Consider the following 13,424-nt stretch of genomic DNA (forward strand, 5'->3'; position numbering starts at 1 on the left):
CCTACGAAAGCGGATGATCCAGCAGGGCCTCGCGCGTGCGCGCAATTCCCTTCATCAGTTCGACCGCTGACCGGAAACTGCCTTCACCGAACCGTTCGGCCAGCTTCGCCTGTACCTCCCGCCATCGCGGCAGTGCGCGCGACAGGGTTTTCCTGCCCTTGGCGGAGATCGAGATGTCGCGCACGCGGCGATCTGCTCCCGGCGCAATCCTCACCAGACCGCGGCGCTCAAGAACTGTGACGTTGCGTGCGAGCGCGCTCGGGTCCATCGACATCCTCACCGCAAGTGCTCCCATCGTCACGGTTTCTTGCCGCGCACAGGCAACGAGCAGCATAAATTGCGCCCGACCGGCGCGAAGGCCTCGGCATAAAGCCGGGTGATCACGCGGCTTGCCTTCCGAACATTGAATGCGGCGCAGCAACTACCCACCACGGTCAGTTCCTCGGGTATTGGCGACACAACCTGCTTCATCGCTCACCTGCGTTATATGCATATACTGGTATTTTATCGGCATATGCCCGTTTTCAAAAGGTTAATCACGAAATTCCCGCAATTTGCCAGATTCCGATAATCGGATTGATCAAGCAATTAAGACGGCGCCCTCAATATCCCCCGAAAGGACATCGACACCGAGCACACGCCAAGGGAGAACCACCATGCCGGACATCGCGAACCTCGAGCGACGTAAGCGTCACCGCCCCGCGCCGTCGCTGGCATGCCGAGCAGCGCCGATCGATCCGTTTGAGCTTTGGAGTGTTCACCGGCGGAAAGCGCGCGAGGCGCTACAAGAGGCGGTCTTTGCTCTTCAGATCACTCATGCGCGAACATCGATCGCGATCGAAAAGATCGAAACTCTGGAGAACCGCAAACAATTACAGGCCCAATCCATGCGGATCGGTACGCTGATCGACCTCGCCCGGTGCAGACTCGGCGATATCTGAGCGCTGGCCGCCCGGTTCGGCTCGGAGGGCGTCGCACTCCCGCTGCTCATCCGATTGCAACCGCGATGCTGACGATCATTGGACATCTAAAAAGAAAACGCGCCATTCCGACGAGCGTCGAACGCGACGGCGATCACCGATCATTGAGCGGCCCGACCTGCCCTCGGGAACGCCGATGACGCAGCCTGGCAGGATACATCCTGCGTCGCTTACGTATCGTTCGAGTGCGTCGAGCGGAGAGGTTTCGCTTGCACTTCTACTCGACGCTCCAAAGAAGCTAACGGGCTCGCGCGCCTCGCTGGCTACCCGGACGCGAACATCAAGACGGCGGCGATTCCCATCACGAGCGTTGCAATCCATCCCAGGGCAAGGATCGGCCGGCCAGAGGTATATGGGCCCATGACGGACGACCTCGAGGCAAGGAGAAGAATCACGACCATCAGCGGGACGGCGACGACGCCGTTGATCACGGCACTCCAGAACAGCGCCTTCATGGGGCTGATCGGCAGTACTGGATGAGCAATCCCGTGACGACGCTGAGCGTGATGACGCCGTAGAACCCGCGCGCATCCTGCGGCGTTCTCTCGAGGCCTTCCTTCCATACCATCGCTTCAGCGAACGCGTAGGCCGCTGAACCCGCAAGAACCGGTACGCCGATCAGACCGACGCCAACGATCCCAATCGCAAACAATTCAAAGGCGAAATCCCCTGCGAGCGGCCGCAACGCCCCCGCTGCTTGGGCGGCCGTCTCGATGTTGGTGATTCCCGCCACATGTAGCGTGACCGCGGTCGCCAGGATGATGAAGTAGGCCGGTATGTCAGAGTAGAACATCCCGCTCCAGGGATCCCATTGAATCCGTCGCAACTCGCCGGATGCATTGTTCGGATCCTGCAGGAGAGGCGCGCTGCCTTGGGCGAGCATGTCCTCGACCTCTTCTGAGGCCTGCCAGAAGAAAAGGTATGGACTGATGGTCGTCCCGAATACGCCGACAACGACGGCGGCGGTATCCGAATCCAAGCGCAATTGTGGCCACAGCGTGCGCAGAGCCACCTCGCCCCAGCGAACGTGAACTGTAAACAGCACGGCAGCGTACGCCAGCAGCGAGAGAGTCAGCCACTTCAGGAAGAAGACATAGCGATGATATGGCACGAATATCTGGAGCAGGAGTGTAGCGACGGCAAAGATGATTGCCATCGCATGTCGATCTAATCCCGTGACGAGTTCGCCGACCTCCCCCATGGCCGCGACATCGGCTCCGATATTGAGTGTGTTCGCGATTAGCAGGAGCAGCACCACACCCTTCAGGACGACAGGCGGGAACGCAGTCCTGATATTCGCTGCCAGGCCACGACCGGTGACTCGCCCGATCCGCCCGCACATCGATTGAACGGCGGCCATGAGGGGAAACGCCAGCGGCATCGTCCACAGCATATTCAAGCCGAACTGGGCGCCCGCCTGCGAGTAGGTGGCAATGCCGCTGGGATCATCGTCGGCCACGCCGGTGATCAGTCCAGGCCCCAGTCGTGCCAACGGATGGTTCTTCAATCGCGCCCAGCGGGATCGAAACGTGCTTCCAGGCGCGGCAGTCTGCTCATCTGTCAGTTCGACCATGCGAGCTCCTGGCGCTCCTGTCTTGCGATGTCCATTGCGCTTTCACGCATGGCGCGGAGCCTCGCTTTTGTCGCTTGTCGTGCTCCATGGACAAACTGAATTCGCCAGGAGAGAAACATTTGGCTTGTCGAAGACGCTCCTGCCTGGCGCAGCATATCAAGAATATGCCGCTCTCCCGGTCACTGGATTGAGCTGAGTCAACCGAACCTTCTGCCGTTAGGCCCGCATGCCCGGATTGAGCGACGACAATCGCGCGAACCGCCGCACATGCGATAAATGGCAGCATCGACCGGAGGCGATGTTATATGCGCCATATATTCATCTCATGGCTTCGCCGGCTACCCCTTTTGGGATGGCGGGGTATCGCGTCGGCTCCGTTCGGCTGCGTGATCGAGCTTCGGTGATTGGTGACGAACGTCCGCCGCTTGGCATCCCCTGCGTCCGGCACGCCGAGGGATGGCTGGACGCCGCCACGATGCAGCCTATCGCAGTGTCGGCGACACACTGGCGCTACTGGCGCTACTGGCGGCCTGACGTGCTGCCGATGTGTTGCTGCTGACGACGATGCGGTTTGGCGCGATCAACCGACTGGTCGCAGTCCTGTTTCTCCGCTCGCGGGTGCCGCAATCGCGTCGAACGGATTGGACATTGGTGCTGGCGCTCGCCTGCACCGCGTTGACCATCGCATCGGCGGTCTCACTGGTGTATTTTCATTACTTGGACCCGCCCTGACCACTGACGGGCTCATCGTCGGCGATGGCGCGCCACGCCGCGCCATCGAGGTCGTCATACTGGCCGCTCTTGAGTGACCAGAGAAAGCCGAGCAGGCCGGCAAAGCCAAGCGCGAGCGCCAGCGGTACCAGAAAGACCAGAATTTCCATCAGACTGCCTCCCTCGCTCGGGCCCTCAGCGCGTTAAGCATCACAATCACCGAGGAGCCTGACATCGCAGCCGCCGCGATCAAAGGCGTGACCAGGCCGGCAATCGCGATCGGCACCGCCAGCACATTGTAGACGACGGCAAGCCAGAGATTTTGCCGCATCAGCCGCAGCGCCTTGCGGGACACCTTGACCGCGGTCAGCACCGGCGCAAGACGCTCGCCAAGGAAGACTGCATCGGCGACCGCCTGGCTCATATGCGTGGCCGTAACGGGCGACATTGAGGCATGCGCGGCGGCCAGCGCCGGAGCATCGTTCAGGCCGTCACCGACCATCAGCACCTTGCAACCCTGGCGCGCCAGCTCCTCGATCCGTGTGATCTTGTCGACCGGAGAGACCCCGGCACGCCATTCATGCACGCCAAGCATCTGGGCCGCCAGCCGGACCGCAGGCTCGCGGTCCCCCGACACGATCTCGACGGCGAGGCCGATCCGGGTCAACGCCGCCACCACATCGGCCGCGTCCGGCCGCAGCCGCTGCCGAACCGCGAAGGCATATCTGCACTCGCCAGACCTGAATGCGACGACGGACGCCTCCGGATCGCGGCACAGAAGCTCGTTGGCGAGGTCGTCCGCACCGCAGAATGACGGCCGGCCCAGTCGGATCGGACGACCTTCGTAAAAACCGTGGACGCCCTGGCCTGGTTCTTCCTGGATGTCCGGCAGGGGTGCGGCCGCCCCCGCCTTGCGCGCGACCGCGGCAGCGACCGGATGACGGCTCGAAAGTGCCAGACGGCCTGCGAGCTTAACGACCTCGTCCGGGATGTCCGCGAGATTGGCGACATCAAGCTCAGGTAGTGTCAACGTGCCCGTCTTGTCGAAGATCACCCGGTCGATCTCGGCGATACGCTCGATCGCGTCGCCAGCGTTGAGCAGCACGCCACAGCCAAACAGCGCACCGGATGCAACGGTCTGCACGGCAGGAATCGCAAGACCCAATGCGCAGGGACAGGTGATGATCAGGACTGCAATCGCTGTCACGATCGACTCATGAAAGCTCGCGCCATATGCCAGCCAGCCCAGCATCGTGAGCAACGCGGTCGCGTGCACCACCGGGGCATAGAGCCTTGATGCACGCTCCGCCAGTCGAAGATAGCGCGAGCGCGCCTGGAGCGCGCGATCGAGCAGCTGAGATATCTCATCCAGCAGCGTGCCACCCGAGGCCGCCGACGCGCGGACGCGCAATGTGCCGGAACGGATCAGCGTGCCCGCGAACACGGCGCTGCCAGGCGCCGCCATTGCCGGCAAGGTTTCGCCCGTAATCAGGCTCTGATCGACCTCCGAGCGGCCCTCGATCACATTGCCGTCGACCGCGCAGCGCTCGCCGGGCCGCAGCAGCACGATGTCGCCGGGGCGGATCGCAGCTGCCGGGACCGTTCTGATCTCGGTTGGGCTAATGAACTTCGTCGCGGTCTCCGCCTTCAGCGCTGCGAGGTTACCGGCAAACGCCCGAGTACGCCGTCGCATGTTCTGATCGAGATAGCGACCGGCGAGCAGGAACGCGATCAGCATGATCGCGGCATCGAAATAGGCGTGTTCGGCGTGATTTATCGTCTCGATCACCGAGATCGCCAGCGCAAGCACGATGCCGATGCTGATCGGCACGTCCATGTTGACACCGCGTGTCCGCAGCGCTGACAGCGCCGACGAAAAGAAGGGCTGCGCGGAATAGGCGGCGGCCGGTAACACGATCAGCGCCGACAGCCAGTGAAAGAAGTCGCGCTGTTCCGGCAGCATGTCGGAGACGTTGCCGGACCATACCGGAACCGACAGCATCATCACGTTCATCGCGGCAAAGGCCGCGACGCCCAGCCGGCGCAACAAGCCTTGCGCTCGCTGCGCTTCCAGCGTTTCGGCATCATTCCGCTCGAACGGATAGGCCTTGTAGCCGAGCTCGGCGAGCCGGCTTACGAACAGCGCCGGGTCAACTGCACCCGCCTTCCATTCCAGCGCTAGGCGACTGTCGGTCAGGTTTACGCGAGCCGAGGTGACGTCCGGTATGGTTGACAAATTGCGCTCGATCTTGGCCATGCAGCCCGCGCAATTGATGCCCTCGACTGCGAGATTGAGATGGACGAGCCCGGTGCCCGCGCTCTTCAGATAGTGAGAGAAATCGATATCCGCCTGCATGAGATTTCCCCTCAGTTCAGCAGGATTCGGTTCTTCGACAGGAACATGCGGCGGCCATCCGCGTCGCCCTCAATCACCAGGTCCCACTGCCCCGCGGCGACGCCCTCGGCTCGGCCACGATAAGTACCAACGCCCGCCTCACCGATCCCGATTTCCCGATCGGCACGACGATCGATTGGTCGTTCGAGCCGAGCGAGGAAACTCAATCCGGTCAGGGGTGCGGCGGCGTGATCGCGCACCTCGAGTGCTATTGCGGTGGTCCCGTCAGGCTGCCGATCAATATGCGCATGAACCTGCCAGTCGCGCTCGTTCTGTTGTCTTGCCGCGCCGATCTCGCGCTGATAGGCGAGGCCGGCGCTATAGTCGCTGTCGACCTCAGTGCCCGGAAGTGTCGTGATGGCAAGGCGCATCATGACCATGTTCACGCTGATCACGACAGCGAAGAACGCGATTGTCGTGACCAGGACGAAGCGTCCGGTGATGGGTCGTACGACTGAACTTGAGGCTGCCATGGCTGGATTCCATCGTTATGGAAGGACGAAGTGGTCGGTCGCGGAGGCGACCTCTCCGAGGCCGATATCAGTGACGCGGAACGTGACCGGCACCGACTTTTCCGCCTTTTCGTCGAACGCCGCCGTCACCAGCACGCGAAGCTCGGTGGTGGTGTCGCGGCCAAGGACGATCATCGGCCGGTCTGGCGTCACGGAGTCCGCACCGATGACATGCAGCTTCGCGTCGGCTGGCCCATCGACATCGATCGCGATCACGCGATCAAAGCCGCGCTTGTTGAGGAAGCGGAGCGTGTATCCATTGCGGATCGCGCCATCGCTGAGACGCACCGCGATCGGGTTGCGGTCGTGCAGCACGTTGACGTCGAGCAGGGTCCGCGACATCAACGCGTACAGCATGACCGCACAAACCACGGTGATCAGGCTGGCGTAGACGACGGTACGGGCTCGAACGGGCTTGAAAATCTCCTGCTTGCCGGCAACGCGCCGCTGAACGTTGATATCGTTGTCGTATCCGATCAGGCCGGTCTTGCGGCTGACCTTGGTCATGACTGCATCACAGGCATCGATGCACAGGCCGCACTGGATGCAGCCGAGCTGCGCGCCATCACGGATGTCGATCCCGGTCGGGCACACGGCAACGCACTGGTTGCAATCGATGCAGTCGCCGGCCTTCTCGCCGAGCGAGTGAATGTCGAACGCCTTCTTCACCGAGCAACGCGGCTCGCCGCGATCGTGTTTATAGGTGACGTTGAGCGCCCATTCGTCGGTCAGTGCGGCCTGGATCCGCGGCCACGGGCACATATAGACGCAGACCTGCTCGCGCATGTAGCCGGCCAGCAGATAGGTCGACGCGGTCAGCATCGCGATCCAGACATAGGCGATCCCCGGCGCCTGGAAGGTCGCTAGGTCGCGCACGAGGGTCGGCGCGTCGGCGAAGTAGAGCACCCATGCGCCACCGGTCCACCAGGCGATCATCAGCCAGATTGCGTGCTTCAACGCTCGGCGACCGGCGCGCTTTGCGGTCATTGGCCCGGCGTCGGCCTTCATCTGCGCGCGGCGGTCACCTTCGACCAGCCGCTCGACCGCATAGAACAGATCGGTCCATACCGTCTGCGGGCAGAGATAGCCGCACCAGATCCGGCCTCCGAGCGCATTCATCAGGAACAAGGCGAATGCCGCCAACACCAGAAGGCCTGTGAAGTAGTACACTTCCTGCGGCCACAGCTCGATGAAGAAGAAATAGAAGCGGCGGTTGGGAAAATCGATCAGGACCGCCTGATCGGGCGCGCCGAGGCCGCGATGCCAGCGCACGAAGGGCAGCAGATAGTAGACACCGAGGCAAATGGCCATCAGCCGCCATTTGATCGAGCGGAATCGGCCCGAGACGCTCTGCGGATATACCTTCTTGCGGGGCGCGTAGAGCGGCCCGTCTTCGTCGGTTATGAGTTCATCAGGCGACACGGGCTTGTTCATGGGTTGCTCGAGTGAGGCTCTGGTCGAAGCCTACATCCCTGCACCGTGTCCGGGTTTGACCTTGGTCAATGATCCCGGACGCCCTCGCGGTGGCGGCTACTTGCCGCCACCGAGCGAGTGAACATAGACCGCCAACGCCTTGACGGTGACCGGGTCGAGGCGGCCGACCCAGGCCGGCATGACACCGGCGCGGCCATTGGTGATGGTCTCGACCAGCGTCTCCTCGTCGGAGCCATAGAGCCAGATCTGGTCGGTCAGGTTCGGCGCGCCGAGTTCCGGGTTGCCCTTGCCGTTGTCGCCGTGGCAGCTGGTGCAGTTTTCGGTGAACAGCTTCTTCCCGGCGGCGGCGTCGAACTTCGGCGCGATGGAAAGGCCGGAAAGTGAGCGCACATAGTTGGCGACGGTCACGATCTCGTCCTTCTTGAGGACGCCGTCGCGGCCGAATGCCAGCATCTGCCCTTCATGAGTCTTTGCGTGTCCGGAACGTGCACCGAACTGGATGGTCTGCATGATCTGGTCAAGCGAACCGCCCCACAGCCAGTCGTCGTCGTTCAGATTCGGATAGCCCTTTGCACCCGCGCCGCCGCTGCCGTGGCAGGGCGAGCAATTGTCGGCGAATACGGTCTTGCCGCGAGCACGCGCCAGCGCCAGCAGGGCCGGATCCTTCTCGATGTCGGCCAGCGACGCGTTGCCGAGCACCGCCATCTTCTCGCCGCGCAGCTTCTCGAGATCCGCAAGGTCGGTCGCGACACTGGCGCGGGTGGAATACTGGAACAGACCGGTAGTGTAGCCCGAGACCAGCGGCCACGCCGGATAGACGACCCAGTAACCGATCGCCCAGATGATCGTTGCATAGAATGTCAGGACCCACCACCGCGGCAACGGCGTATTCAGTTCCTTGATGCCGTCCCACTCATGACCGGTCGTGCTGCGGCCGGAAACGCGGTCGATCTCATTGTGCTCGCTCATGATCGGTCAGTCCTCCCGCAGCGGCATCCGGGCTGCAGCATCGAAGAGAGATTTGTTGCGGGGCCAAAGCGCGTAGACGACGATGGCGATGAATATCCCGACAAAGACGGGGGTCCAAATTGAACCAACCAGGCTCGACGCAAAATTATCGACTTGAATGATCGCTTTCATGCTCGTGGCCTCCGCGCAGATTGGCATTTTCGTTGTAGAGTTTGAAGTCGACGAGCGTGCCGAGCATCTGCAAATAGGCGATCAGTGCGTCGAGCTCGGTCGGATTGCCGGCCTTGCCGTCGAAGTTACGGACCACTGCCTTCGGATAGCGCTTCTGGAACGCGTCGGAGCCGGGGCTGTCAGGGTCGACCTGTGCTTTCAGATCGGCGGCCGCGTTGGCGATCTGCTCGTCGGTATAGGGCACGCCGACCGCACGGTTGGTCCGCAGATGAGCCATGGCGTCGGACGGGTCGATCTCCGTCCTGGCGAGCGCCGGGTATCCGGGCATCACCGATTGCGGGACGATCGAGCGTGGATTGATCAGGTGCGTGACGTGCCAGTCGTCGGAGTACTTGCCGCCAACGCGCGCAAGCTCTGGTCCGGTGCGCTTGGAGCCCCACTGGAACGGATGGTCATACATGCTCTCGGCGGCCAGCGAGTAGTGGCCGTAGCGCTCGACCTCGTCGCGCAGCGGCCGGATCATCTGCGAGTGGCAGAGGTAGCAGCCCTCGCGGACATAGATGTTGCGGCCTGCGAGCTCGAGCGGCGTATAGGGCCGCACGCCGTCGATCGCCTCGATCGTGCTCTTCAGGTAGAACAGCGGCGTAATCTCGACCAGTCCGCCGATCGCAATGACGACGAGGATGCCGACGATCAGGATGATCGAGTTCTTCTCAAAGATCTTGTGTCGATTCCAAAGGGACATTGCGTGACCTATTCGGCAGGCTGGAGGGCCCCGGCGCCCTCGGTTTCGCTGGCCTGGCCGGCATTGACGGTCATCCAGAGGTTGACGGCCATGATCAGGGCGCCGACCAGGAACAGCGCGCCGCCGGCCGCGCGGATGATGTAGAAGGGGTGCATGGCCTCGACGGATTCGATGAAGGAGTATTCGAGGAAGCCGAGCGAGGTGTAGGCACGCCACATCAGGCCCTGCAGGATCCCCGACACCCACATCGCGGAAATGTAGAGCACGATGCCGATCGTCGCGATCCAGAAGTGCCAGTTAACGAGCTTCAGGCTGTAGAGCTGACGATTCCAGATCCAGGGGACAAGACAGTACAGCGCACCGAACGAGACGAAGCCGACCCAACCCAATGCGCCGGAATGTACATGGCCGATAGTCCAGTCGGTATAGTGGCTCAGCGAATTGACCACCTTGATCGACATCATCGGGCCTTCGAAGGTCGACATGCCGTAGAAGGCGACAGACACCACCATCATGCGCAGCACGGGATCGGTGCGCAGCTTGTCCCAGGCTCCCGACAGCGTCATCAGGCCGTTGATCATGCCGCCCCAAGACGGCATCCAGAGCATGATCGAGAACGTCATGCCGAGCGTCTGCGCCCAGTCCGGCAGCGCCGTGTAGTGCAGGTGATGTGGACCGGCCCAGATGTAGAGGAAGATCAGCGCCCAGAAATGGATGATCGAAAGCCGGTAGGAATAGATCGGACGCTCCGCCCGCTTCGGGATGAAGTAGTACATGATCGCGAGAAAGCCCGCAGTCAGGAAGAAGCCGACCGCATTATGCCCGTACCACCACTGGAACATCGCGTCCTGCACACCGCCCCAGGCGATATAGGACTTCGAGCCGAGGAAGGAGACCGGCAGCGCGGGGTTGTTGCCGAGATGGAGCACCGCGATCGTGATGATGAACGCCAGGTAGAACCAGTTGGCGACGAAGATATGCGGCTCCTTGCGCTTCACCAGCGTCATCAGGAACACGAGCAGATACGTCACCCAGACGATCGTCAGCCAGAGATCGGCGTACCATTCCGGCTCGGCGTATTCCTTCGACTGAGTCACGCCGAGCAGGTAGCCCGTGCCGGCGATCAGGATGAAGAAGTTGTAGCCGACCACGACGAACCAGGGCGACAGGTCGCCTGCAAGGCGCGTGCGGCAGGTCTTTTGCACGACATAGAACGACGTTGCGATCAGGACGTTGCCGCCGAACGCGAAAATCACGGCCGACGTATGCAGCGGCCGCAGGCGGCCGAATGTCGTCCAGGGCAAATCGAAATTAAGCGCCGGCCACGCTAACTGCGAGGCGATGATCAGACCCACGGCGAAACCCGCGATGCCCCAGAACATCGCCATGGCGGAAGCGAACTTGATCGGGCCGAGATTGTAATTGGGGCGGCCGCCGATCTCTGCCGGAGGCAGCTGAGCCGGACGGTCAAGGTAGCGATTCCCGATCATGATCACGGAGATCAGGCTGGCGGCGCAAGCAAGCGACGCGTGAAAACTGAACGCCGCATCGTGGCCCATCGCCGCGCCGAGAAAGCTAACGAAGGCAAAAACTGCGAGTGCCGACGCCAAGCCGGCCTCGCCCATCGTCATCGACTTTGAAACGGAAGATGGACCTGTCATGTGGAGGCTTTCTTTGGGTGCGACGGCGTCAGGGAAATCACAGTCTGGCTGCCAGCCGCTTGATCGGCGTCAATTCCGGCGCCATGCCACGTGCCGCCGGCACCGCGGCTCAGCGCAGTCAGGGTCATTTCATTCGGACAGTATTTTGCCGGATTGGCCCGCCGCTCCCGCGCCAGATCCTCGGCGCAGCGTGCCTTCTCGCGGCATAGACCGCACACCCGCTGCAGATCACGCAGCACATCGCAATGGGACGAAGCGAGCATCTGCTCGGACAAACCTGCATGCTCGAGACGCTTGCTGAGTAACTCCGGCGAGCCTTGCTCGCGGGCAAGCGCACGAAGGTCCGACGTCGAGAGGTTGAGCTCGTGAGCGATCTCGTCGACCTCTCGAGGCGTCATGAGATCGAATTCGTGTCGCCGAGCAAGAAATGCTCGCAAGCGGCCGAGTAGATTCTCGAATTGCGGCGAGCTATTGCCGGCTGATCGGTCGGTCATTTCTCAAGCCCCGTTCTGGTTCTCCACCTCTAGCGGAGAGATCCGATCTCCGATTTGATCTTGGTCAAATGCGCAATGTCACGGCAATCGATCGCGACCACCGCGCAAGACCATTGGCCGCCTCAGGCTGATGGCAATGCCGACGGCGTTCGAAGCTCCATGGAGTCGGCAAAGATCGTCCAGTCGCGGACACCCTTCTGTCTGCAGAAGTCGGCTTCGGCCAGTTGTGCAGCCGTGGAAAGCGAGGCGGCGTCCACCTTGAACGCTGCCTGGCAGGCGCGGTGTTCGTGGCCGGTATCGTCGCAAACCGTTTTGATGAAACGAACGTCGAATGATGGCATGGCACCCTCACGTGGGCTGATTCCTTGTTGCTGACGCTGCCATCAATGCGAGGCGCCCGTATTGATCTGTCGCAACGACGTGCTCTGCGTTGCGGGTGTCTTGTTGCGAAGAGTATCGAAAGCGAGCAGAGCTTGAACGATCTCGACCGCGCGGACCGCACGCATTTCGCGACGTGCGGCTCACGTGATCAGGAACGAAAACCGGACCGGACGAGGTACTATTCGTGGCGAGATTTCCAGTCTGCGGATGACGGCCGGACCGCCGGTATCGGCGTCGCCTTTCCGTTAACGGTCCATCCGGCGGCAACGACCGCGAAGCCCACGATCGCGCAGATCGCAAGCAGCGTTGCGGCGAATCCCCCGACATCGGCGCTGATCACTGCGGTCGCGATCAACGGGATCAGTATGATTGCGGGGCGAACGATCATCCTGCCGTCTCCCTCGCCGCTTTGGTGGCAGCCGCTCGTTCGTCTTCCGCGGATTGGATATAGAAGCCGGAATAGGTATCGACGTAGCACAGGTGATCGTGCACTTCCTTGACGCCGGCGACATTCTCCGCGGCGACAATCGCCGCCTGTCTCGCCCGCTCATCCTTGATGACTCCGCGGAGGTGCACCACGCCGTTGCGCACCGAGACTTGCAGCGCGAGCGGACACCAGTTTGCACCGTCGAGTGCCCGTACGATGCGATCGTGGATGTGCTGGTCATCCGCCGTGGGATCCGGAACCTGGTGTGCGATGGACGCTACTGCCCGCAGCAGGTCCGCGCGTGTCACGAGGCCAACGAGGCGCCCGTCGTTCATCACCGGCAGCCGCTTGACGCCCTTCTTCTCCATGAGATCGACCAGATCAGGCAGAGGCGTTTCCTCCGTCACGGTGACGGGATCGCACGACATGATCTCTCCGACCTTCCGCCCGCGCTCGTGGACGAAGTTCTCGGCTGCATAGCCGGAGCCGAGAAGGAACTGAAACCAGCGGCCACGCCGGCGTTGTGTACCGATCTCGCTTCGCCGCAGAAAATCGCTCTCCGACAGGATTCCGACCAATCTTCCAGCCGCATCGACCACCGGCAGGCCGCTGATATGGTGATCCATCATCAGCTTCGCTGCATCGAGAATGGATGCCTCGGTTCCAACGGTGATGACGTGTCTCGCCATGATCTGATGTGCGCGCATTGCCGCTCTCCTTCCATCGCCTGTCACCAAGGTCACACGCAATCGGCTCATCTGCTTTGATCTTCCTCAACGCCTGCGCTTGACGGAAATCAAGGCGACGGGACCGATGATCGACGATGCTGACGCCCTGTGGAGATCAGAATCATGTTGCAGAACCTGCTTGCCTCGATGGGAGTGCTGACGATTGTCGTCGTAACGTTCGCCAGGATGCGCTTGCCGCCAAGGCGGCCGCTCAGGCAGCCCGCCAAGTCGAGCACCCACCAG

16 protein-coding genes are annotated in these 13,424 nt (G+C 62.0%); 1 reads left to right on the forward strand and 15 read right to left on the reverse strand.

Annotated features, from left to right (window positions below):
• Position 1 precedes the first annotated feature (1 nt).
• Complete coding sequence (locus tag V5279_RS38730) at positions 2-334, reverse strand: MarR family winged helix-turn-helix transcriptional regulator (protein ID WP_338692145.1); 333 nt, start codon at positions 332-334, stop codon at positions 2-4.
• A 322-nt stretch (positions 335-656) separates the two neighbouring features.
• On the opposite strand from V5279_RS38730, the gene V5279_RS38735 reads away from it, so the two are divergent.
• Positions 657-941, forward strand: coding sequence for a hypothetical protein (locus V5279_RS38735; RefSeq protein ID WP_338692146.1), 285 nt, complete (start codon positions 657-659; stop codon positions 939-941).
• A gap of 302 nt (positions 942-1,243) precedes the next feature.
• Here V5279_RS38735 and V5279_RS38740 read toward each other — a convergent pair whose 3' ends face one another.
• The 14 genes from V5279_RS38740 to V5279_RS38805 form a co-directional block, all read right to left on the reverse strand.
• Positions 1,244-1,435 carry a hypothetical protein gene (locus tag V5279_RS38740; RefSeq protein ID WP_338692147.1) on the reverse strand — a complete coding sequence of 64 codons (192 nt, stop codon included), beginning with the start codon at positions 1,433-1,435 and terminating at the stop codon, positions 1,244-1,246.
• Complete coding sequence (locus V5279_RS38745) at positions 1,432-2,553, reverse strand: divalent metal cation transporter (RefSeq protein ID WP_338692148.1); 1,122 nt, start codon at positions 2,551-2,553, stop codon at positions 1,432-1,434. Before V5279_RS38745 ends, V5279_RS38740 begins: the two co-directional genes overlap by 4 nt.
• A gap of 713 nt (positions 2,554-3,266) precedes the next feature.
• Entirely contained in the window at positions 3,267-3,434 is a 168-nt protein-coding gene (gene ccoS, locus V5279_RS38750; RefSeq protein WP_106320054.1) for a cbb3-type cytochrome oxidase assembly protein CcoS, read from the reverse strand.
• Complete coding sequence (locus tag V5279_RS38755) at positions 3,434-5,620, reverse strand: heavy metal translocating P-type ATPase (protein WP_338692149.1); 2,187 nt, start codon at positions 5,618-5,620, stop codon at positions 3,434-3,436. The genes ccoS and V5279_RS38755 overlap by 1 nt, the downstream gene beginning before the upstream one ends.
• Positions 5,621-5,631: 11 nt before the next feature.
• On the reverse strand, positions 5,632-6,132 hold the full coding sequence (locus V5279_RS38760; RefSeq protein WP_338692150.1) for a FixH family protein: 501 nt from the start codon (positions 6,130-6,132) through the stop codon (positions 5,632-5,634).
• A gap of 15 nt (positions 6,133-6,147) precedes the next feature.
• Positions 6,148-7,605, reverse strand: a complete 1,458-nt coding sequence (gene ccoG, locus V5279_RS38765) for a cytochrome c oxidase accessory protein CcoG (RefSeq protein ID WP_338692151.1) — start codon at positions 7,603-7,605, stop codon at positions 6,148-6,150.
• Between the two features lie 96 nt (positions 7,606-7,701).
• Complete coding sequence (gene ccoP / locus V5279_RS38770; protein WP_338692152.1) at positions 7,702-8,574, reverse strand: cytochrome-c oxidase, cbb3-type subunit III; 873 nt, start codon at positions 8,572-8,574, stop codon at positions 7,702-7,704.
• A 6-nt stretch (positions 8,575-8,580) separates the two neighbouring features.
• Positions 8,581-8,745: a cbb3-type cytochrome c oxidase subunit 3 gene (locus V5279_RS38775; RefSeq protein WP_338692153.1), complete on the reverse strand. Its 165-nt coding sequence runs from the start codon at positions 8,743-8,745 to the stop codon at positions 8,581-8,583.
• The gene (gene ccoO / locus V5279_RS38780) at positions 8,720-9,490 is read right to left on the reverse strand and encodes a cytochrome-c oxidase, cbb3-type subunit II (protein ID WP_338692154.1); all 771 of its coding nucleotides are present in this window, start codon (positions 9,488-9,490) and stop codon (positions 8,720-8,722) included. The genes V5279_RS38775 and ccoO overlap by 26 nt, the downstream gene beginning before the upstream one ends.
• 8 nt (positions 9,491-9,498) lie before the next feature.
• Positions 9,499-11,121, reverse strand: coding sequence for a cytochrome-c oxidase, cbb3-type subunit I (gene ccoN, locus V5279_RS38785; protein WP_414645970.1), 1,623 nt, complete (start codon positions 11,119-11,121; stop codon positions 9,499-9,501).
• A 26-nt stretch (positions 11,122-11,147) separates the two neighbouring features.
• Positions 11,148-11,549: a hypothetical protein gene (locus tag V5279_RS38790; RefSeq protein ID WP_338692156.1), complete on the reverse strand. Its 402-nt coding sequence runs from the start codon at positions 11,547-11,549 to the stop codon at positions 11,148-11,150.
• A gap of 218 nt (positions 11,550-11,767) precedes the next feature.
• Positions 11,768-11,986 (reverse strand): hypothetical protein, encoded by a 219-nt coding sequence (locus V5279_RS38795; RefSeq protein ID WP_338692157.1) that lies wholly within the window; start codon positions 11,984-11,986, stop codon positions 11,768-11,770.
• Between the two features lie 218 nt (positions 11,987-12,204).
• Entirely contained in the window at positions 12,205-12,414 is a 210-nt protein-coding gene (locus V5279_RS38800) for a hypothetical protein (RefSeq protein WP_338692158.1), read from the reverse strand.
• The gene (locus V5279_RS38805) at positions 12,411-13,160 is read right to left on the reverse strand and encodes a CBS domain-containing protein (RefSeq protein WP_338692159.1); all 750 of its coding nucleotides are present in this window, start codon (positions 13,158-13,160) and stop codon (positions 12,411-12,413) included. The genes V5279_RS38800 and V5279_RS38805 overlap by 4 nt, the downstream gene beginning before the upstream one ends.
• Between the last annotated feature and the right edge of the window lie 264 nt (positions 13,161-13,424).

Source organism: Bradyrhizobium sp. 26S5 (assembly GCF_036923295.1).
Lineage (GTDB): Bacteria > Pseudomonadota > Alphaproteobacteria > Rhizobiales > Xanthobacteraceae > Bradyrhizobium > Bradyrhizobium septentrionale.

Excerpts from the sequence above, each read along its gene's own strand:
- V5279_RS38730 (WP_338692145.1), bottom strand. The coding sequence starts at position 334 with ATGCTGCTCGTTGCCTGTGCGCGGCAAGAAACCGTGACGATGGGAGCA.
- V5279_RS38800 (WP_338692158.1), bottom strand. The coding sequence starts at position 12,414 with ATGATCGTTCGCCCCGCAATCATACTGATCCCGTTGATCGCGACCGCA.
- ccoO (WP_338692154.1), bottom strand. The coding sequence starts at position 9,490 with ATGTCCCTTTGGAATCGACACAAGATCTTTGAGAAGAACTCGATCATC.
- V5279_RS38735 (WP_338692146.1), top strand. The coding sequence starts at position 657 with ATGCCGGACATCGCGAACCTCGAGCGACGTAAGCGTCACCGCCCCGCG.
- V5279_RS38740 (WP_338692147.1), bottom strand. The coding sequence starts at position 1,435 with ATGAAGGCGCTGTTCTGGAGTGCCGTGATCAACGGCGTCGTCGCCGTC.
- V5279_RS38760 (WP_338692150.1), bottom strand. The coding sequence starts at position 6,132 with ATGGCAGCCTCAAGTTCAGTCGTACGACCCATCACCGGACGCTTCGTC.
- ccoS (WP_106320054.1), bottom strand. The coding sequence starts at position 3,434 with ATGGAAATTCTGGTCTTTCTGGTACCGCTGGCGCTCGCGCTTGGCTTT.
- ccoN (WP_414645970.1), bottom strand. The coding sequence starts at position 11,121 with ATGACGATGGGCGAGGCCGGCTTGGCGTCGGCACTCGCAGTTTTTGCC.
- V5279_RS38755 (WP_338692149.1), bottom strand. The coding sequence starts at position 5,620 with ATGCAGGCGGATATCGATTTCTCTCACTATCTGAAGAGCGCGGGCACC.
- V5279_RS38775 (WP_338692153.1), bottom strand. The coding sequence starts at position 8,745 with ATGAAAGCGATCATTCAAGTCGATAATTTTGCGTCGAGCCTGGTTGGT.
- V5279_RS38795 (WP_338692157.1), bottom strand. The coding sequence starts at position 11,986 with ATGCCATCATTCGACGTTCGTTTCATCAAAACGGTTTGCGACGATACC.
- V5279_RS38805 (WP_338692159.1), bottom strand. The coding sequence starts at position 13,160 with ATGCGCGCACATCAGATCATGGCGAGACACGTCATCACCGTTGGAACC.
- ccoG (WP_338692151.1), bottom strand. The coding sequence starts at position 7,605 with ATGAACAAGCCCGTGTCGCCTGATGAACTCATAACCGACGAAGACGGG.
- V5279_RS38790 (WP_338692156.1), bottom strand. The coding sequence starts at position 11,549 with ATGACGCCTCGAGAGGTCGACGAGATCGCTCACGAGCTCAACCTCTCG.
- V5279_RS38745 (WP_338692148.1), bottom strand. The coding sequence starts at position 2,553 with ATGGTCGAACTGACAGATGAGCAGACTGCCGCGCCTGGAAGCACGTTT.
- ccoP (WP_338692152.1), bottom strand. The coding sequence starts at position 8,574 with ATGAGCGAGCACAATGAGATCGACCGCGTTTCCGGCCGCAGCACGACC.